We start from the raw sequence: 19,254 nt of genomic DNA on the forward strand, positions 1-19,254 counted from the left end.
TGGGCATGTGATGCTTCATATTCGTCCCTATCCCTTCAACCCGCTGATCGCCAGCGACTCAACAAAATATTTCTGACAGAAGAAGAACACCAGAATAACCGGAACCATAGCAATCACGGAGGCGGACATAATCAGCGGATAATCCGAATTGCTGATGTACATCGATTGGAGCGAAGCAATCATAACTTGGATCGTCTGCTTCTCCGGTGTGTGCAAATAAATCAATGGGCCGAGGAAGTCGTTCCAGATCCCCATGAAGCCCAGCGCCGCTTGAGCTGCAATCGCCGGTTTGGCGATCGGCAGCGCGATTTGGGCGAACGTCCGAAAGAATCCGCTCCCGTCCAGCTTCCCGGCCTCAATCAACTCTGTGGGAATCGAGCCTTGCATAAATTGCCGCAGGAAAAATACCACCACAATGTTGCCAAATAGCCCGGGGATAATTAGCGGCAGCAATGTGTCCACCCAATCCAATTCGGAGAACCCGATAAACTGCGGGATCATCGTCACCGAATACGGGATCATCATCGTGCCGAGCAGGCACATAAAGATCGTTTCTTTGAACGGAAAATCCACCTTGGCAAACGCATAAGCCGCCATCGTCGAAATAAACAAACCAATCGTCAGGACGAAAACGACGATCAACGCACTATTGAGAAAGCCGTGTAAAATCGGCGCCTCGGACCAAACGCCCTTATAGTTAGCGAACGTCATCGGGTCCGGAATCCATTTGGGCGGAAGGTCGAAGACATTTTTCTTCTCCTTCAGGGAGGTGGAGAGCGACCAGGCCAGCGGGGCCAGCATGATGATCGAACCAATCAATAAGATCAGGACATTAATGCTCAGGGTTATTCGACGTTTCAGCAGCATAATCACGCCTCCATTGCTTAAGTCTCAAGGTACGCCTCCTAATCGTTGTAGATCCAACGTTTGGACAAACGGAATTGGAGCAGCGTCAGGATGAAGATAATGATGCCCAGCACCCAGGCCAACGAGCTGGCGTAGCCCATATTGAAATACTCAAACGCATGCTGGTAAATATAGAAGACCACCGTCGCCGCGCTGAATTCGGGACCGCCGTCCGCCGCCATCACATAGATCTGGCTGAACGCCTGGAACGTGCCGATGACGCCCATGACTACAATGTAAAAGTGGATGTTCGATAGGAGCGGAAACGTAATCTTGGTGAATTTCTGAAACCCGTTCGCCCCGTCCACCTCAGCCGCCTCATAGTAGCTTCGGGAGATCGATTGCAACCCGGCCAGATAGAGCACCATATTGCCGCCGATGCCGCCCCACAGCCCCATCAAAATCAAGGAAGGCTTGATCCAATGCGGATCACCAAGCCAGTTCGGGCCGGTGATATGGAACCAGTTCCATAACATCTGATTCAGCAGCCCGTAGTCTTGGTTTAAGATCCATTGCCACAAGAGGGAGACCGCGATGATCGGCGAGATCACCGGGATGTAATAGATCGTCCGAAACACCGAAATCCCTTTGATTTTCTGGTTCATGAGGATGGCCAGCAGCAGCGACAAGAGCATGCCGAGCGGAATGCCAATCAGCATAAACACCGTGTTGAACAGTGATTTGTATACTTTTTCGTCCTTAAACAAGTCCACGTAGTTGGCCAATCCAACAAATTTGGGGGATGATACCATGTCCCACTGGGTTAGGCTCAATACGGCAGATGCGACTAACGGAGCAAGGCCAAAAATCAGGAAGCCGAGCACCGGCACCGCGACGAAGCCGTAAGCCCATAGGATCTCCTTGCGCCGAAAACCGGGGATTTTATTGGTCATGACCCTTCTTCCTTCCCGCGAAAGAATTAAGAGAAGGTGAAAGCAGTACGATTTCTGGCTTCCACCTTCCTTTGTTCGTTGTTATACCAGGTTACTTGTTCCCTTTGTCATACAGCTCTTGCAACTTAGGCGCAATTTCTTTGACGAATTCGGCTGCCGTCTGCTTGCCGGTCCACACCTTGCTGGCTTCTTGGTTGAAGGTATCCAGCCATTGCGTGTCCTTGGAACCGTATTCGACCGTCGGACGCCCATATTCGATAATGTCAAGGAAGACCTGCTTATGCTCCGGCGCTTTGCCGTTGTTTAAGTAATCATTGGTCGCCATATCAATCAGGTTCGGGACAGCTTGACCCAGATCCATGTTTTGCTTCTGACCTTCAGGGTCCAGGGACAAGAAGGCCGCCAGGTTAAACGCTTCTTGTGGATGCTTGGATTTGCTGGAGAGGGCGAAGCCCATCGAGCCCAGCCAAGTCGACGTTTTTCCCGTGTTCGGACTGGCTGGCCATGGCGCGATATCCCAGTTGAAAGGCAAATCCCAGAAAGCCGGTTGGTCCCAAGGGCCAAGCGGGAACATGCCGATTTTGCCCGCAACGAACCGCGAATAGCTGTTCATCGCCTTCTCATCGTTCGCAGAAGGACTGACATGATGCTTCAGATTGAGATCGGCAATAAATTGCATCGCTTCGGCAAACTCCGGCGAATCCACCTTGATCGTCCCTGTCGCATAGTCGATGTAATCTCCGCCGTTGCCCCATACGGCAGCTTCCAGAGGGAAGCCCGCTCCGCCGAAAATATCGACCTTACCGTCGCCGTTCGTATCCTTCGTGACCGCTTGAGCGGCTTTCAGGTAATCGTCCCAAGTCCAACCGCCCGGCTCCGCCGAAGGATATTCCGCTCCGGCTTCATCAAAGAGATCCTTGTTGTAGGCCATCGCCCATGGACCTACGTCCTTCGGAAGTCCGTATAAATCTCCGGTGCCCAGCGTCTTCCCGTCATACCGGTAACGGTCAAGCCCTTGCTTCCATACGTTGTTGGGATCAAATAACTCCGTGTTATCCAAGTAGCTTTGAATGTTGAGAATCGTACCGGCTTCCGCATATTTATAGAAGGCTGGTCCAGAGAGATAGAAGATATCCGGCGCTTTCCCGGAGGCTACCAGCGTCGTAAGCTTCTGATGGTATTCCGCCGGCGGTACGCTCGTGTAGTTTACTTTCACGTTGGGATATTTTTTTTCAAAGGATTGAATTAAGGCGGTAAAAATTTTCTTCTCGTTAGGATCTCCATGCCCCATGAAGGAAATTTCCACCTTCTCGTCTGAGGTTGTCTGCTGACCGTTGGATGCGCTGTCATTTTGGTTTCCCGTTTCCTGCGAGGCATTGGACGAGCCCGAGTTGCTGCTAGAGCTGGACCCACATCCTGTAAGCGCTACCAACATGGACATGACCAAACACACCGCGATGATTGCCAAGCGATTGGTTTTCACGTGCATAACCTCCCTATTGAATTCTCGTAAATGGGTATCGCGGCTACGAACGGTTTACTCAGCTTATCTTTGCAGGACTGTAACCGCTTTACATTTTGCATTTTAGTATATCCGTCCGTATATTAGTATACTTTATTTAGTATATATTATATTTTTTATAATCAATTCTACAGGAACCGTCACTCTTCGCGGATTGGAGCGCCCCTCCATCTGCTCCAGCAAACATTCCACGGTATGCTTGCACATCGTAGCGATATCCTGCTCCACATAGTGGATGCCGGGTCTCCCTGGCTCGTCGAATCCGAAGAGCGTAAAATCCTCCGGCACCTTCTTTCCCAAACGAAGCAGCGCATCATAGGCATAGTTTGTGAGCTGAGCGTTCATGACGAAGGCTGCTGTAATCTCGGGATGCGAACGGAAGAAGTCATAGATCATTTCCTCGCCGTTTCCGTTATGGATATCGTTGATATTGAGGATGCACCATTGGTTTTTGTTGATCGGCAATTGGTTCTGATAGAAGGCCCGTTCGAAACCGGCCGCGCGGTCTTCCGTGACGGTATTCGTGATCACCGGAGAGATCAAGGCGATATTCCGATGCCCCTGCTCCAGCAAGTAGCTCACGGCGTTGAAGGTGCCCTTCTCATTATCCGCGCTGACGCTGTAGGTTTTGATATCTTTCAAATAGCGGTCGATCAGAACCAGCGGGAACTTGTCGATAGACAGGCGCAAAATATCCTCGTTGTAGTTCTCCTCCTCCGTCGGAAAGATCACCATCCCCTTCACGCCGTTGCGATTAAACGCTTCGATCGCTTCGCTCTCGTTCCGTTGCGATTCCCTTGAAATGCTAAGCGTGAGTTGGTAACCGGACGCCCAGGCAAACCGTTCGATATTGTCCACGATCCGCTGCTCCACCTTCGTTTGCAGCGTTGGGATAATCAAGCCAATGGTGCCTTTGTAAGTTGTCCCCGTACGCTGTGCCGTTCCAGCCGTGTTCAAGACCTTCCACACCTCTTCATTCACGAAGGTCCCCTTGCCTTGATGCCGGGTTAAAATGCCTTCATCCGCCAGGCCGATCAAAGCGTTCTTGCTCGTGATTTGGCTGACATGATACTCCTCGGCCAGCTCCTTCTCCGACGGAATACGATCCCCTGGTCTGAGCTCCCCGGATAGGATGCGTTCCTTAATATCGTCCTGAATCTGCTTATATAGGGGTAAATTCTTCACCATAGACCACTCCCACTGAACCAGATATAACATATATATACTTAGTATATTATTTATTTTATTTTTGTCTATGAGAAGATCTAAAGTCGTAAATGAAACGAAAAAAAAGTACGCCCCTCACCTGAGAGACGTACCTGGATGGCTCACTTTTTCTTCTTGCGAACAAACGCGGCGGTGGCGTTCCCGCCGCCGTTCTTGCCCTTGCCGCCGCCCCGTTTGCGGCTTGGGGCGGCCTCCCCGGCGCCCTCGTCGCGGGCGCCGATGAAAATCCCGCTCGCGGACGTCTTCTTGCGCCGCGAGCTTTTGCCCTCGCCGGTCCGGTATCGAGGGCCGGCATCGCGGGCGACGGCGACCGTCCCGGAGGCATAGCCTCCCTTGCCGGAGCCGAAGCCAAATATCGGCGCCGGCGCGCTCGCCGCGGCGCCGGTGTCCTCGCCCGCGCTGCTGTCTGCGCGGGCCTCCGCGCGGCCAAGCGCGATGCCGCCGCTGCCTTTGGCAGCGCCGCCGCGCTTGCCGCGCTTCCCGCCGGGGGTTCCCGCCCCGGCGGCCTCATCGGCGGCGACGAAGTCCGCCGCCGCAGCACGGCCGGGCTTGCCAGCGCCGCGGCCGCCCTTGCCTTTGCCGCCGCCGGCTTTGCCTCGGCCGGCGTCCTTGCCCTTGGCGGCCTTGTTGCCCCGGCCGCCCCAGCCGCCGTCGCCGCGCCCGCCGGCGAAATCCCCGCGTTGCCGCGGCTTCATGTCGACCATCTCAAAATCAATCGTATGGTCATCCATATTCACGCGGGCCACGCGGATTTTCACCTCGTCGCCGATCCGATAGATCTTCGACGTCCGTTCCCCGATCAGCGCCATATGCTGCTCGTGGAAATGATAATAGTCATCCGTCATCGCACTAAGCCGGATCAGCCCTTCCACCGTGTTCTCCAGCTCGACGAACATACCAAAGCTCGTTACACTGCTGATAATGCCGGTGAATTCCTCCCCGACCTTGTCCAGCATGAACTCCGCTTTCTTGAGCTGTTCCGTATCGCGCTCCGCCTCCACGGCGACGCGCTCCCGCTCAGACGACTGCTGCGCAATGTCCTGCATGCGGCTGGCCAAATACTCCATCCGCGCTTCGCTTAGCGTCCCGCCGCCCTCAATCACCTCGCGGATGACCCGGTGGATGACCAAGTCCGGATACCGCCGGATCGGCGAGGTGAAGTGCGTATAGAACTCCGCCGCCAGCCCGAAATGCCCGGTGCTTTCCGCATCATACTTCGCCTGCTTCATGGAACGCAGCATCATCGTGCTGATCACCGTCTGCTCCTTCGTTCCCTGAATATCCTCGAGCAGTGTTTGCAGCGCACGCGGATGCACCTTATTGCCCTTGCCGCCTTTGACCGTATAACCGAAGTTAGCGACGAACGCCAGGAAATTCATTAACTTCTCTTGATCCGGATCCTCATGGATCCGATAAATAAACGGAACTTTCAGCCAATAAAAATGCTCCGCCACTGTTTCGTTCGCGGCCAGCATGAACTCCTCGATGATCTGTTCCGCGATCGAACGCTCGCGCTTCACGATATCCACCGGCTTGCCGTTCTCATCCACGATCACCTTCGATTCCACGAAGTCGAAGTCGACCGCCCCGCGCCGCATGCGGTTTGCCCGCAGCTTCAGCGCCAACTCCTTCATCAATTTGAACGTATCCACGAGATCCGCATACCGTTCCGTAACTTCTGGATCTTCCTCCTCCAGAATCTTGCGCACGTTCGTGTAAGTCATTCGCTCCTTCGTACGGATCACGCTGGTGAAAATATCGTGCTTCACGACCTTCATCATCTCGTTAAACTCCATTTCACAAGACAACGTGAACCGATCCACTTGCGGATTCAACGAACAGATCCCATTGGACAAGCGGTGCGGCAGCATCGGAATAACGCGGTCCACCAAGTATACGCTGCAGCCGCGGTTATAAGCTTCCTGATCGAGCTTTGAATTCTCTCGCACATAATACCCAACGTCCGCGATATGGACGCCCAGCTTAATATTCCCGTTGGGCAGACGCTCAACGTTTACGGCGTCATCCAGGTCCTTCGCATCCTCACCGTCGATCGTCACGATCACTTTGTCGCGTAAGTCCCGCCGGCCTTGACGAATGATCTCCGCCTCATCGATCACGTCGGGAACTTCCTGCGCTTCCGCCATCACGTCATCCGGAAAAGCTTCCGGCAACTGATGCTTGCGGATGATCGACAAAATATCAACGCCCGGATCGTCCTTATGCCCTAAAATCTCGATGACTCGCCCAACCGCCGCAGACCGTCCCTCGGGATACTCTACGATTTCAGCCACGACTTTCTCGCCATCAACTGCACCGCCAAAGCCTTCCCGCGGGATGAACAGATCCTTATTAATCCGTTTATCGTCTGGAATCACAAAACCAAACGATTCATTGTTCTGGAAGACGCCCACCACCTGCGTAATGGCCCGATGTACAATGCGTACAACCTCACCTTCCAGCTTGCCGCCGGCCGCGCTCTTGGAGCTGACGCGCACCAGCACCGTATCGCCGTTCATCGCACTCTTCAAATCATTGGCATGAATATAGACGTCTGGATGATCACGATCCTCCGGGATCAGAAACGCAAAGCCCTTGGGATGGGCTTGCAAACGCCCGCGCACCAGGTCCATGCGTTCCGGAACCCCATAGCGATGAGTGCGAGTAAGAATAATTTGTCCATTTTGCTCTAACCGGTTGAGCATTTTCAGGAATTCCTTGAAATCGGCAGCATCGGTGATCCCAAAATGCTCCTCCAACTCCTGATACGTCATCGGTTTATATGCCGTTTCCCGCATAAAAGCGAGCAATTCTTCTTCCGTAATTACTTTCAAATGATTTCACCTCAAACCCGGCTCGTCCCGCAGGGGCCGGGGTGTTATTTTGCATGATGTTTCCATGATCTTCCTCGCGGTGTATATCCCCTAGTATACACGAAATTCGGGTTTGGCATCCGTTTTCGCCCGGGAATGGATGAAATCGCTTGAATTTCATGAAAGAGCCTTCATTTTTATGAAAAAGCAACCGACATTATAAAGTAGGAATTCCACGAATTAGGAGAGGGAGAGGGTATGGAGAATAATCAAATTCTGCAACGACGCAATAAGTTATTCGTCAAAATTATATGGGGGATGGTCGCACTCGGCGTCCTAACCGACATTATGATTCAGGTGGACAGTAAAGTTTTATTGACCTTGATCATCGTCGGCGGAATTTGTTGCTCCATCGCAACCTACATGACTTACGCCAACAAAGGAACCCGCTACGTCATGTTTGTCATTCCCGTAATTACCTCATTATTGACTTTTCTGCTGATCTATCAAGATCCCGATCCGATCATCAGCACGTATTTGCTCGTCTACGTGTGTATCGGCATCATGACGTTGTATTCGAACTACAAACCGATCATTTTGTCTGGTGTTTTGGGGATGGGGATTACCATTTATTTTTTCAACGTTCCCTTCTACCACGATAAATTATTCCCCCGCGAGTCGCTGAGCTACTTGCTGCTGTTCCTGGCGTTCCTGACCGTTGCTCTGGCTTTTGCTGCCCGGTTCAGCGAACGTCTGCAGAAGGATGTATTAACTCAGCAGAAGGACACGATGGAGGCAAAACGCCGCAGTGACGAGCTGCTTTCGAAACTGCAAGCTTCACTGGATGTGCTGGGGCGTCTGAGCACTCAGCTGCGGGAGAACGTAACCGTCACAGGTTCCATCTCCAAAGAAATTACAACGACCTTTGGCAGCGTCTCTTCAACCTTGGAACGGCAGACACTGGGGTTACAATCTACGACTCAATCGGTGCAGGAGGTTGGGGGAGCCGTAGAGGTCACCGCCGAGATCTCGGCCCGTCTTCAAGAGTTATCCACGGACATGCTGAATAATACGGAAGCCGCCGGGGCGAAGATGAACGCCTTATCCGCACATATACAGCATCTGCAGCAAATCATTAACGACACCGTCGCCCAAATGCAGAAGCTTCGGGATCAAAACGAACAAGTCAGCCAAATTGTTGATACAATCCATGGCATCTCTGCCCAAACGAACCTGCTGGCGATGAACGCTGCGATTGAAGCGGCTCATGCCGGAGAGCATGGCAAAGGCTTTGCGGTGGTCTCCTCAGAAATTCGCAAACTGGCAGAGAACTCACAGCAAGCCACCCAGCGGATTAACGATATTCTGGCAGACGTCATTGGGCAAATCAACAACGTTGCTGAACAGATCACCCTCGGCTCCACAGCGGTTCATTCCGGACAGGAAGAAGCCCAAGAAGTCCAAAGCTACATGGGCAAAGTGTCTGACAATGCCCGCACAGTGAATGAACAATCGGGTGAAGTCGATCGCTCGGTACGGCAGATGCAGGACCGGTATACCAGCATTATGGCAGAAGTAATGGAGATTGCCGAGAGCACCGAGCACAATATGAGTGCCGCTCAGCAAATCCTAGCTGGCATCGAAGCGCAAGACAGCAAAATTCACGAGATTGTAAGACACTATCAAGATCTCGACAACTTGATTCTCAGCCTATCAAACACGGCCGCAGGGGTTACGACAAGTACCCCTCAACCACCAACGGTGCCGTCCGGTTCCGTTTCAGACGGAAACGAACCTACTTCGAATTCGGCAACCCCAGAAGTGAAGACGAATCAAGCTGAGAAGGTTTCCGTTTCGGCGGAACCTGCCAAAGAACCCGTTTCAGTAGGCTAGCAACAACCACGCAAAAAAGGCTTGCCTAAGAGGCAAGCCTTTTTTATATGGATTATGTAGATAAGACCGTATTCAAATTCATGGACTTGATCGTTTCTAAATACCAGTCAAACCGCTCTGGATGCTCATAAAACTCTGAGGCATGAATAATGGCCGGTATGACGTCATCCCCTTTATAGAATTGGCGTTCCCCGACCTGGGTCAATGGTACATGAAAAGAGATCCGAAGCGCTCGGAACAAGGTGGGCTCAAGCAAGGTGACGTAATGGCGAATCCCGTTCTGCTCGGCAAACAACACGATCGTTGCAAGCAATCGGTTCAGGTTGCGGCCGCGATACTGCTTCAGCAACGCGACTTTATCCACCTCAGCAATCTCCCCTGGCCCAGAGCATAGGACAGCCGGATGATCGTCAAATGGCGCCAATTGATTTAACAGCCCGTCCGATTTCGGGACATAGGGTTTAAACTCTACGGTGCCCACCGGTACCCCCGCCTCGTCATAGACGAGACAACGACCTAAGACGTTCTCAGCAAACTCCGGCTCAAAGCCTTTTTCCATCCAGGCCTCCATCCAAATCGAGTGAAACAAGGTTCCTTCCTCCAGCGTTTCCACTAGCTTGTACAAATTCCTTCCTCCTCTCATTGCATGTACCAAAATTGTAATATTTTAACGAATATTGAACCACGAAAATCCTACATAATCTAACATATATTACTAAATAATTCCTTTCAATATTGTTACACTTTTCTTTCATAACTAAAAACAAGGTTCTCTTACCGTGTCTTCACGACGTGCAGAGCGGTATCATTCGGGCGCTTATACTTTTGTCGTTGTCGGTCAGTTCTTTGTTGAAGCAATACGGATCTCCCTCTTTATTTACATTTTTCGCTGTCATCAAGTCCACCCTTATCCCATTCCTCCCCCTCTTTAACTGATTATCCCTTTGGTTCAGATGGGATGTTTTACGAGGATATCAACCTATATGGAATGGTGATCATCTGAGAGCTAAATAGAGAATTAGGTTAAAAATGGAATTTAATTCTTGATATAGGAACATACGTTTGGTATAATGAAGGAAAAGGAATGTACGTTCGTACGTTGGTTTAATGTTGTTTGAATTGGAGGGAGCAGGAATGGAGTTAGGTATGAATACGATTTCGGGACCTTCATCAATCAGCAGCCGTTTTCAAAGTGAGGCAGATTGCATTGAGGCGATTATTTCGATGAAGTGGCCAAACGGCTTCGTTTGCCCGCGTTGTGCTTATACGGAGTGCACCCGCCTGTCCTCCCGCCGACTTCCTTTGTTCGAGTGTGGACGATGCGGCTATCAAGCGTCGCCTTTGGTTGGTACAATTTTTGAAAGAACCCATCTGCCCCTGGTAAAGTGGTTTCGTGCCCTCGAGTTATTCCTGCTTCCCGATGGCATCTCAGCGCTGCGGCTGAGTCAGATCATTGAAGTGACCTACAAGACCGCCTGGCTCATGCTGCACAAAATCCGTCACACCCTCAGCGAATGCGATGCCCAGCAACTCCTTTCTGGAGACGTGAAGGTCAACTGCGATCAATATGCGTATGATTCGTTACGCTATCATCCGGTTGCTCAGCCTTATGCCACCCCGGTTGTCGCCGGATGCACGGTCACGGAATCTGGCGAGCCGGAGCGAGTAAAGATCCAATTGATTTCACATAAAAGAGGAGACGGACAACGAGCCAACAAGCACGATGTCGCCGCGTTCATCCATAAGCATGTCGATGTCCCGACCTCCACCGTTCAGTCATTCCCTTTGGCATTTCGACTGTATTTGCCTTTGCGCACAGAAGTTAGAGCGGCGTGGAATTCGCTGAAGCGCACGTATGTTGCCTTGGGGCTAACTCACTTGCAAGCCTATTTGAATGAGTACACCGTCCGCCGTTACCTTCGCATGTCCTTTTCCGAGGAAGCAATGCGTCAGAGCTTGCTGCAGATGTGCTTGTCTATTCCAGCGATCCCTTACCGCAAATTGATCGCCCATCATCAGAATCATTTCATGGCGATTAATGCTGCCGCTTAATCGAAGCACCAGAACGTTCAGGAAATGGGCCAATGAGGTGCTATCGGGGTCAATCGGGGTCTATTGAGGTCTATCGTGTGTTACTACCTTGGGGCTATCTTGTGGCTATTAAGAGGCTATTCAGAGATTTATCTACAGGTTGGTTATTTAGGGGTTAGTAGGAGCGACTTGGAATTATTGGTGAGTATGAAGGGTGAAACGTATGTATGAGACGGGTATGCGGCGATGAGGCGCGTATGAAGCGTATATGAAGCTGTGTATGGAACGCGTATGAAGGCTGCCGTATGGAACGGCATAAAGCTGCGTATGGAACGTGTATGAGGCTGTGTATGGAACGCGTATGAAGCATGTATGAAGTATTTGAAGCGCGTGTGAGGCATATTTGAGGCGTTATGTTATTTATACGCGCAGACGTTCTGACGCAACGGGATAATTCTTAAGGGAGGCGGACAGAGACCCTATACTCCCGAGAGAGCACAACTAAAAAGCCCCCATCTCCCAAAAGAGACGAGGGCTTGCCTGACACAAAGTTTGATTTGCCTAGTCTAGTACGATAGCCACGACGATCGACAAGATGAAGAAGCCAACCGCCAATCCGACCGTGACTCGTTCGAGAACGAGCTCCATGCCGCGCGCTTTCGTTTTTCCGAAAAGATGTTCAGCACCCCCGGAGATGGCACCGGAAAGACCCGCGCTCTTCCCTTTCTGCAGCAACACGACTGCGATCAAACCGATCGAGAAAATAACGAGCAATACCTTCAACAAAATATCCATTCAATCCACCTCCTAAGTGAGAACATCTTTCATCTATACCATTGCTCAGAAATTTAGATACAAAAACAGCATTATTATTGTACCATAGCAATTCTGGGAAAACAACCGTTTTCCCTTAGATTAGCTGAGTTTATACACCCGTGCTTCATACGGCCGTAAATCGAGCTGCCGCACGTCTTCTCCCGCAGGCACGTCATAGTTGGCAATCAAGAGTTCCGCGGACTTCACCTCATCGATGCTCATGGCAACGGCTTCATCTGTCGTCCAAGTGAAGCGGGCCGGTTTATCGTAAAAATTCAAGACAACCAACAGCCGTTCTTCTCCAAGCGTGCGAGTATACGCATATACCTGCTGATCTTCCGGATTCAGCAGCTCGTAACGTCCGTATACGATCACCTCATGCTGTTTACGCAACTGAATTAATCGACGGTAATAGTGGAAAATCGAGTTGTCGTCCGCAAGCGCACGTTCCACATTGATTTCCTGATAGTTCGGGTTAACCGCCAGCCATGGCGTTCCGGTCGTAAAACCGGCATGCGGACTGTCGCCCTTCCATTGCATTGGCGTACGGGCATTATCCCGGCCCTTGGCATAGATCCCCTCCATGATTTGTTCCTGGGAGTAACCCTTCTCCAAGTACTCCTGATACATGTTCAACGTCTCGATATCGCGGTATTCGTCGATCGTCTCAAATCGTACGTTGGTCATGCCAATTTCTTCGCCTTGATAAATGTATGGTGTCCCTTGCAGCGTATGCAGGAGTGTAGCCAGCATTTTGGCCGACACATTATGGTATTCGCGGTCATTGCCGAAACGCGATACCAGGCGTGGCTGGTCGTGGTTGTTCATATAAATGCTGTTCCACGCTTTCCCATCCAACATGGTCTGCCACTTCGAGAGGATTTGCTTGAGATCAACCAGTGTCCATGGTTTGGCCCACCACTTGCCATCCGGGCCCGAATCGATGCCCATCAGTTCAAACTGGAACACCATGTTGAGTTCATTCCGATCCGTCCCAGCGAATAAGATTGCATCTTCCGGCGTGACGTCCACCGTCTCTCCTACCGTCATAATATCGTATTTAGACAACACCTCACGATTCATTTCTTGCAGAAACTCGTGTACCCTCGGGCCGTTAATGCAATTCCCTCCGTCCGCATGGTTTGGCAATCCCTCCGGTTTGGAGATCAGATTGATAACGTCCATACGGAATCCATCAATGCCCTTATCCAGCCACCAGGTCATCATATCGTAGACCTCACGACGCACCTTCGGGTTTTCCCAGTTGAGATCCGGTTGCTTCTTCGAGAACATGTGCAGATAATATTCATCGGAAGCTTCATCGTATTCCCAAGCCGATCCGCTGAAAAATGATCCCCAGTCATTTGGAGCTTGCCCATCTTTGCCAGGACGCCAAATATAGTAATCCCGATACGGATTATCCTTCGATTTACGCGATTCCACGAACCAGTGATGTTCGTCTGAGCTGTGGTTCACGACCAAGTCCATGATCAGCTTCATGCCCCGTGCATGCAGCCCTTCCAGCAGCTCCTCCCAGTCTTCCATAGTTCCGAACTCATCCATGATCGATTGATAATTGCTGATATCGTACCCATTATCGTCATTCGGCGACTCGTAAACTGGGCAAAGCCAGACTACATCCACGCCCAAGAACTTCAAATAATCCAACTTCGAGATGATCCCGCGCAAATCGCCGACCCCATCCCCGTTACTATCCATAAAGCTGCGAGGATAAATTTGATAAACGACGCTTTCTTTCCACCATTTCTTGTCCACGATGCTTCTCCTCCATCTACCCTTAGATTCAGCCTAGTTTTTACCACTCATTTTTTCTATCTATCCAATGACTTCACAACGTAAACGTTTACTATATTGAGCAACAAAAACCTATTTCACTGATTACTGATTAATAGCATATATATCTTGAACGTAAACGTTTACTTTCAACTATATTACCGTCCTGCCAACTTGTCAATGACAATGCGCAAAAAGGATCTCTAACGTTCAAAGCCCCTGCTTGTAAATCCAAGCAGGGGCTTTGCGTTAGGCCGGAATCATCCGGCTGTCCTTCTTAACGATGAGCTTTCAGGTTGTAGAAGGATTTCAGGCCGTTGTATTGAGCCAAGTCTGCCAATTGATCTTCGATGCGAAGCAATTGGTTGTATTTCGCGATACGGTCCGTACGGGACGGAGCACCGGTTTTGATTTGGCCAGCGTTTGTTGCTACAGCGATATCGGCGATCGTGCTGTCTTCGGATTCACCGGAACGGTGGGATACAACCGCAGTGTAACCAGCGCGTTTTGCCATTTCGATAGCGTCGAACGTTTCGGTCAACGTACCGATTTGGTTTACTTTGATCAGGATCGAGTTACCGATACCCTCTTTGATACCTTTATACAAACGTTCGGTGTTGGTTACGAACAGGTCGTCACCGACGAGTTGAATTTTGCTGCCCAATTTCTCAGTGAGCAATTTCCAACCTTCCCAATCGTCCTCAGCGCAGCCGTCTTCGATTGTGATGATCGGGTATTTTTCAACCCAAGAAGCGAGCAAGTCCACAAATTCAGCGGAAGTAAAGGATTTGCCTTCGCCTTCCAGATGGTATTTACCGTCTTTGTAGAACTCAGTGGAAGCAACGTCCATACCCAGGAATACGTCTTTACCTGGAGTATAGCCAGCTTTCGTAATAGCTTCCATGATCGAGGACAATGCGTCTTCGTTGGAAGAGAAGTTTGGTGCAAAGCCGCCTTCATCGCCTACAGCCGTGTTCAGGCCTTTAGCTTTCAGAACGGATTTCAGGTTGTGGAAGATTTCAGCACCTGTACGGAGCGCTTCTCTGAAGGAAGGAGCACCTACCGGCAGGATCATGAATTCTTGTACGTCTACGTTGTTGTCCGCATGCGCACCGCCGTTCACGATGTTCATCATCGGAACTGGAAGCTGCTTCGCGTTAAATCCGCCCAGGTAAGCGTACAGCGGCAGATCCAATGCATCAGCTGCTGCGCGAGCTACTGCCATGGAAACGGCCAGGATCGCGTTAGCGCCCAGTTTACCTTTGTTTGGCGTGCCGTCCAATTCGATCATCAATTTGTCGATGCCAACTTGGTCCAGCGCGTCCATACCAATCACTTCAGGTGCGATGATTTCGTTAACGTTCTTAACAGCGTTCAGTACGCCTTTGCCCAGGTAACGAGTTTTGTCGTCATCGCGAAGCTCTACAGCTTCATGCGCACCAGTGGATGCGCCGGAAGGAACGATAGCGCGGCCCATAGCGCCGGATTCAAGATAAACTTCAACTTCAACAGTTGGGTTCCCGCGGGAGTCCAGGACTTCGCGAGCGTATACGTCAGAAATAATCGTCATGTTTACAGTCTCCTTTTTAAGTAGTTATTCCATTCAAATGGTGATCTATGTTTTTACGCCTTGCGGCTAGCAATCATCGATTGACCGGTCATTTCCGGCGGCTTCGGCAAGCCCATCAGGTCGAGCAGCGTTGGAGCTACGTCGGCGAGGATGCCTTTATCGCGAAGCACTACGTTCTCGTCGGTTACGATAAACGGTACCGGATTCGTGGTGTGCGCCGTATACGGACGACCTTCATCGTCTATTTCCATATCCGCATTCCCGTGGTCAGCAATAATGACAACCACTCCGCCTTTGGCTTTGACCGCGTCTACGACTTTACCTACGCACTCGTCCGTCACTTCAACCGCTTTGATCGTCGGTTCCATTTTACCGGAGTGACCAACCATATCTGGATTTGCGAAGTTCAGGATGATCGCATCGTGTACATCGGATTCAATTTCCTTCACGCAAGCTTCAGCAACTTCATAAGCGCTCATTTCCGGTTTCAGGTCGTAAGTTGCGACTTTCGGAGAGTTGATGAGCACGCGTTTTTCGCCTGGCAGCTCTACATCGCGTCCGCCGCTGAAGAAGAAGGTGACGTGCGGATATTTTTCCGTTTCCGCAATCCGCAGTTGTTTCTTCCCATGTTGAGCTAACACTTCGCCAAACGTATTGTCGAGATCCTTCGGCTTGTACGCAACATACCCATTCACCGTTTCTGCAAACAACGTCAAGCAGACGAAATGCAGGTCTGTCGGGAATTTAGGGCCGCGATCGAAGCCTTGGAAATCTTTGTTCGTAAATACGTTGGACAGCTGGATCGCACGGTCTGGACGGAAGTTCAAGAACACAACGGAGTCGCCGCTCTCAACTTGTGCGATCGGCTCGCCTTTGTCATCCACAATGACAGTTGGCATCACGAATTCGTCATAGACCGATTTCTCGTACGATTCCGTTACGGCTTTAATCGGATCGGTATATTTTGGACCTTCCGCATAAACCATGGCCCGGTACGATTTCTCGACGCGGTCCCAACGTTTGTCGCGGTCCATCGCATAGTAACGGCCTTGGACGGTGGCAATCTTGCCTACGCCAAGCTCGTTCATCTTAGCGATCAATTGCTCAAGGAAGCCTTTAGCGCTGTCTGGAGCAACGTCGCGGCCGTCCAGGAATGCATGCACATAAACTTCGTGCATTTCTTCCTTCTTCGCCAGTTCCAACATCGCGAACATGTGCTCGATGTGGCTGTGAACGCCGCCGTCGGACAGAAGGCCGTACAGATGCAGCTTTTTGCCCTTCGATTTCGCGCTGCGCACCGCATCAACCAGCGTTTCGTTCTTAAAGAATTCCCCTTCGCGAATCGATTTGGAGATCCGAGTCAAGTCTTGGTAAACAATCCGGCCGGCGCCGATGTTCAAGTGACCTACTTCGGAGTTCCCCATTTGCCCTTCTGGCAAACCAACGGCTTCCCCGCTGGCTGTCAGCGTAGTGTTCGGATATTGCTTCAAATAACGGTCATAGTTCGGCTTCTTCGCTTGGGCAACCGCGTTGCCTTCCACTTTGTCGCGAAGCCCGAATCCGTCCATGATGATCAGAGCTACTGGTCTTGGAGCCGTCATTTATTTCGCCCCCTCAACGAGCTGGATGTACGATTCTGGCTGCAGGCTGGCACCGCCGACAAGCGCGCCGTCGATGTCGCTTTGGCCCATATACTCCTTCACGTTTTCCGGTTTTACGCTGCCGCCGTATTGAATGCGGATTTTCGCCGCTACGTCGTCACCGTAAAGCCCCTGAACCAGGCTGCGGATGTAGGAAATCACTTCGTTCGCATCTTGTGCGGTCGAGGATTTGCCCGTACCAATTGCCCAAATCGGTTCATACGCAATCACCACTTGCGCTGCTTGCTCTGCCGTCAGGCCTTTCAAAGCCGCTTCGGTTTGAACTTTCACGACTTCTTTCGTTTGGCCAGCTTCACGCTCTTCGAGCTTCTCGCCAACGCAAGGGATCGGGGTCAAGCCATGTTTGAAGGCAGCCAAGATCTTCTTGTTGACGATTTCGTCGGTTTCACCGAAATATGCCCGGCGCTCGGAATGGCCGATGATCACATAGTCCACGCCAAGCTCTTTCAGCATGCGGCCGCTGATTTCGCCGGTGAAAGCTCCTTCGTCTTCAAAGTGCATGTTTTGTGCGCCGATTTTGATCGACGTGCCTTTCGCAGCTTCTACCAAAGCCGGAAGGTTCGTGAACGGAGCACAAATAACGCTCTCAACGCCAGCAACCTCCGCTTTCCCTTTTACGGCTTCGAAGAAGGCTTTGGCTTCGGAAACGGTTTTGAACATTTTCCAGTTTCCGGCGATAATAGGTGTTCTCACAGAGCCCACTCCTTTTATTTCATAGAGGTAGCTCAAAAAACGAACTTTGATCACGATGTATCTCGTGAAGCGGAAGTGCTGAAAGCTCGTTTTTTGAGCCTTGATCTAGCTACTTATTCTTACTTGTCGTTCAATGCTACAACGCCTGGAAGTGCTTTGCCTTCCATGAATTCCAGGGAAGCGCCGCCGCCTGTGGAGATGTGGTCCATTTTGGAAGCCAGATTGAACTTCTCAGCAGCTGCTGCGGAATCCCCGCCGCCGATGATGGTGTAGCCTTCCGTTGTTGCGCAAGCTTCTGCCACTTCTCTGGTCCCGTTAGCGAAAATGTCCATCTCGAACACGCCCATCGGTCCGTTCCATACGACCAACTTGGAGTTCTTGATGATTTCAGCATACTTCGCACGAGTCTTCGGCCCGATGTCCACGCCTTCCCAATCTGCAGGAATGCTGTCGATATCCACAGCTTTGTGGTTTGCGGTTGGGCTGAAGTCATCCGCTACGATGCAGTCGACAGGAAGAAGGAAGTTTTTACCCAGCTTCTTCGCTTTCTCGATGAAGCCAAGAGCAACGTCGAGTTTAGAATCATCCAGAAGCGATTTGCCGATTTCGTAACCTTGAGCTTTGAAGAAGGTATAAGCCAAGCCGCCGCCAATCAACACGTTGTCTGCGATATTCAGCAGGTTGTCGATGACGTCGATCTTGTCTTTTACTTTCGAACCGCCGATAATTGCGGTGAAAGGACGATCCGGGTTTGTCAAGGCTTTGCCGAGAACGGACAATTCTTTCTCCATCAGCAAGCCGGATACGGCTGGCAGATAATGAGCGATTCCTTCGGTCGAAGCATGCGCACGGTGTGCGGCACCAAATGCGTCGTTGACGAACAGGTCAGCCAGCTCAGCGAATTGTTTCGCGAGTTCTGGATCGTTCTTCTCTTCGCCTGGGTAGAAACGTACGTTTTCAAGCACAAGAACGTCGCCGTTGTTCATTGCATTGACTTTCGCTTTCACTGCTTCCCCAACAGCTTCATCGACTTTCGCTACTTCTTTGCCAAGCAGCTCGCTCAAGCGTTTTGCCGGCAGCGTAAGCCGCATATCTTCGTTCACTTGGCCTTTCGGACGGCCCAAATGGCTCGCAAGAATGACTTTTGCGCCTTGTTCAACCAAGTATTTGATTGTTGGCAGCGTTTCGCGAATCCGGGTGTCGTCAGTAATTTGACCATCTTGCATCGGTACATTGAAATCTACGCGAACAAACACGCGTTTGCCGGTGACTTCCACATCACGTACACTTTTCTTGTTCATCTCCACGTTCCTCCTAAACGATATGCGCGGGTCTCCCAGACCAAAAAATGCGCATCTACGGCTTTGTCTTGGTTCCTCTCCTAAATAAAAACGCAATGAAACGAATCTCTATCTATAACTTTATTGGGTGTGTG

The 19,254-nt window shown here is 51.0% G+C and carries 14 protein-coding genes; 2 read left to right on the forward strand and 12 right to left on the reverse strand.

Annotation, left to right across the window (positions count from 1 at the left end; translation table 11 throughout):
- Positions 1-27 precede the first annotated feature (27 nt).
- The 5 genes from C812_RS17460 to rnr form a co-directional block, all read right to left on the reverse strand.
- Positions 28-867 carry a carbohydrate ABC transporter permease gene (locus C812_RS17460; protein WP_016313990.1) on the reverse strand — a complete coding sequence of 280 codons (840 nt, stop codon included), beginning with the start codon at positions 865-867 and terminating at the stop codon, positions 28-30.
- Positions 868-905: 38 nt separating this feature from the next.
- Positions 906-1,799, reverse strand: a complete 894-nt coding sequence (locus tag C812_RS17465) for a carbohydrate ABC transporter permease (RefSeq protein ID WP_016313991.1) — start codon at positions 1,797-1,799, stop codon at positions 906-908.
- A 91-nt stretch (positions 1,800-1,890) separates the two neighbouring features.
- Positions 1,891-3,282: an ABC transporter substrate-binding protein gene (locus C812_RS17470; protein ID WP_016313992.1), complete on the reverse strand. Its 1,392-nt coding sequence runs from the start codon at positions 3,280-3,282 to the stop codon at positions 1,891-1,893.
- Positions 3,283-3,414: 132 nt separating this feature from the next.
- Positions 3,415-4,509: a GntR family transcriptional regulator gene (locus C812_RS17475; RefSeq protein ID WP_016313993.1), complete on the reverse strand. Its 1,095-nt coding sequence runs from the start codon at positions 4,507-4,509 to the stop codon at positions 3,415-3,417.
- 140 nt (positions 4,510-4,649) lie between these two features.
- Positions 4,650-7,382, reverse strand: coding sequence for a ribonuclease R (gene rnr, locus C812_RS17480; protein ID WP_016313994.1), 2,733 nt, complete (start codon positions 7,380-7,382; stop codon positions 4,650-4,652).
- A gap of 237 nt (positions 7,383-7,619) precedes the next feature.
- Here rnr and C812_RS17485 point away from each other — a divergent pair, with 237 nt between their 5' ends.
- A complete protein-coding gene (locus C812_RS17485; protein WP_016313995.1) occupies positions 7,620-9,254 on the forward strand; it encodes a methyl-accepting chemotaxis protein in 1,635 nt (544 codons plus the stop codon).
- 52 nt (positions 9,255-9,306) lie between these two features.
- On the opposite strand, the gene C812_RS17490 is transcribed toward C812_RS17485, so the two are convergent.
- On the reverse strand, positions 9,307-9,879 hold the full coding sequence (locus tag C812_RS17490; protein ID WP_016313996.1) for a GNAT family N-acetyltransferase: 573 nt from the start codon (positions 9,877-9,879) through the stop codon (positions 9,307-9,309).
- Positions 9,880-10,388: 509 nt separating this feature from the next.
- On the opposite strand from C812_RS17490, the gene C812_RS17495 reads away from it, so the two are divergent.
- Complete coding sequence (locus C812_RS17495; protein ID WP_016313997.1) at positions 10,389-11,306, forward strand: transposase; 918 nt, start codon at positions 10,389-10,391, stop codon at positions 11,304-11,306.
- 540 nt (positions 11,307-11,846) lie between these two features.
- On the opposite strand, the gene secG is transcribed toward C812_RS17495, so the two are convergent.
- The 6 genes from secG to C812_RS17525 all read right to left on the reverse strand — a co-directional run bounded on the left by secG (position 11,847) and on the right by C812_RS17525 (position 19,120).
- Positions 11,847-12,080, reverse strand: a complete 234-nt coding sequence (gene secG, locus C812_RS17500; RefSeq protein ID WP_016313998.1) for a preprotein translocase subunit SecG — start codon at positions 12,078-12,080, stop codon at positions 11,847-11,849.
- Between the two features lie 120 nt (positions 12,081-12,200).
- A complete protein-coding gene (locus C812_RS17505) occupies positions 12,201-13,877 on the reverse strand; it encodes a glycoside hydrolase family 13 protein (RefSeq protein WP_016313999.1) in 1,677 nt (558 codons plus the stop codon).
- A 295-nt stretch (positions 13,878-14,172) separates the two neighbouring features.
- Positions 14,173-15,465, reverse strand: coding sequence for a phosphopyruvate hydratase (gene eno, locus C812_RS17510; RefSeq protein WP_009224970.1), 1,293 nt, complete (start codon positions 15,463-15,465; stop codon positions 14,173-14,175).
- Positions 15,466-15,518: 53 nt separating this feature from the next.
- Positions 15,519-17,066, reverse strand: a complete 1,548-nt coding sequence (gpmI, locus tag C812_RS17515; protein WP_016314000.1) for a 2,3-bisphosphoglycerate-independent phosphoglycerate mutase — start codon at positions 17,064-17,066, stop codon at positions 15,519-15,521.
- Entirely contained in the window at positions 17,067-17,819 is a 753-nt protein-coding gene (tpiA, locus tag C812_RS17520; protein ID WP_016314001.1) for a triose-phosphate isomerase, read from the reverse strand.
- 119 nt (positions 17,820-17,938) lie between these two features.
- Positions 17,939-19,120, reverse strand: a complete 1,182-nt coding sequence (locus tag C812_RS17525) for a phosphoglycerate kinase (protein WP_016314002.1) — start codon at positions 19,118-19,120, stop codon at positions 17,939-17,941.
- Positions 19,121-19,254: the final 134 nt, after the last annotated feature.

This window comes from Paenibacillus barengoltzii G22 (assembly GCF_000403375.2).
Classification (GTDB): Bacteria; Bacillota; Bacilli; order Paenibacillales; family Paenibacillaceae; genus Fontibacillus; species Fontibacillus barengoltzii.

What these genes read in the sequence shown, in the direction of transcription:
- C812_RS17525 (WP_016314002.1), bottom strand. Translation starts at nt 19,120, where the DNA reads ATGAACAAGAAAAGTGTACGTGATGTGGAAGTCACCGGCAAACGCGTG.
- C812_RS17495 (WP_016313997.1), top strand. Translation starts at nt 10,389, where the DNA reads ATGGAGTTAGGTATGAATACGATTTCGGGACCTTCATCAATCAGCAGC.
- gpmI (WP_016314000.1), bottom strand. Translation starts at nt 17,066, where the DNA reads ATGACGGCTCCAAGACCAGTAGCTCTGATCATCATGGACGGATTCGGG.
- C812_RS17465 (WP_016313991.1), bottom strand. Translation starts at nt 1,799, where the DNA reads ATGACCAATAAAATCCCCGGTTTTCGGCGCAAGGAGATCCTATGGGCT.
- C812_RS17485 (WP_016313995.1), top strand. Translation starts at nt 7,620, where the DNA reads ATGGAGAATAATCAAATTCTGCAACGACGCAATAAGTTATTCGTCAAA.
- eno (WP_009224970.1), bottom strand. Translation starts at nt 15,465, where the DNA reads ATGACGATTATTTCTGACGTATACGCTCGCGAAGTCCTGGACTCCCGC.
- C812_RS17475 (WP_016313993.1), bottom strand. Translation starts at nt 4,509, where the DNA reads ATGGTGAAGAATTTACCCCTATATAAGCAGATTCAGGACGATATTAAG.
- secG (WP_016313998.1), bottom strand. Translation starts at nt 12,080, where the DNA reads ATGGATATTTTGTTGAAGGTATTGCTCGTTATTTTCTCGATCGGTTTG.
- C812_RS17460 (WP_016313990.1), bottom strand. Translation starts at nt 867, where the DNA reads ATGCTGCTGAAACGTCGAATAACCCTGAGCATTAATGTCCTGATCTTA.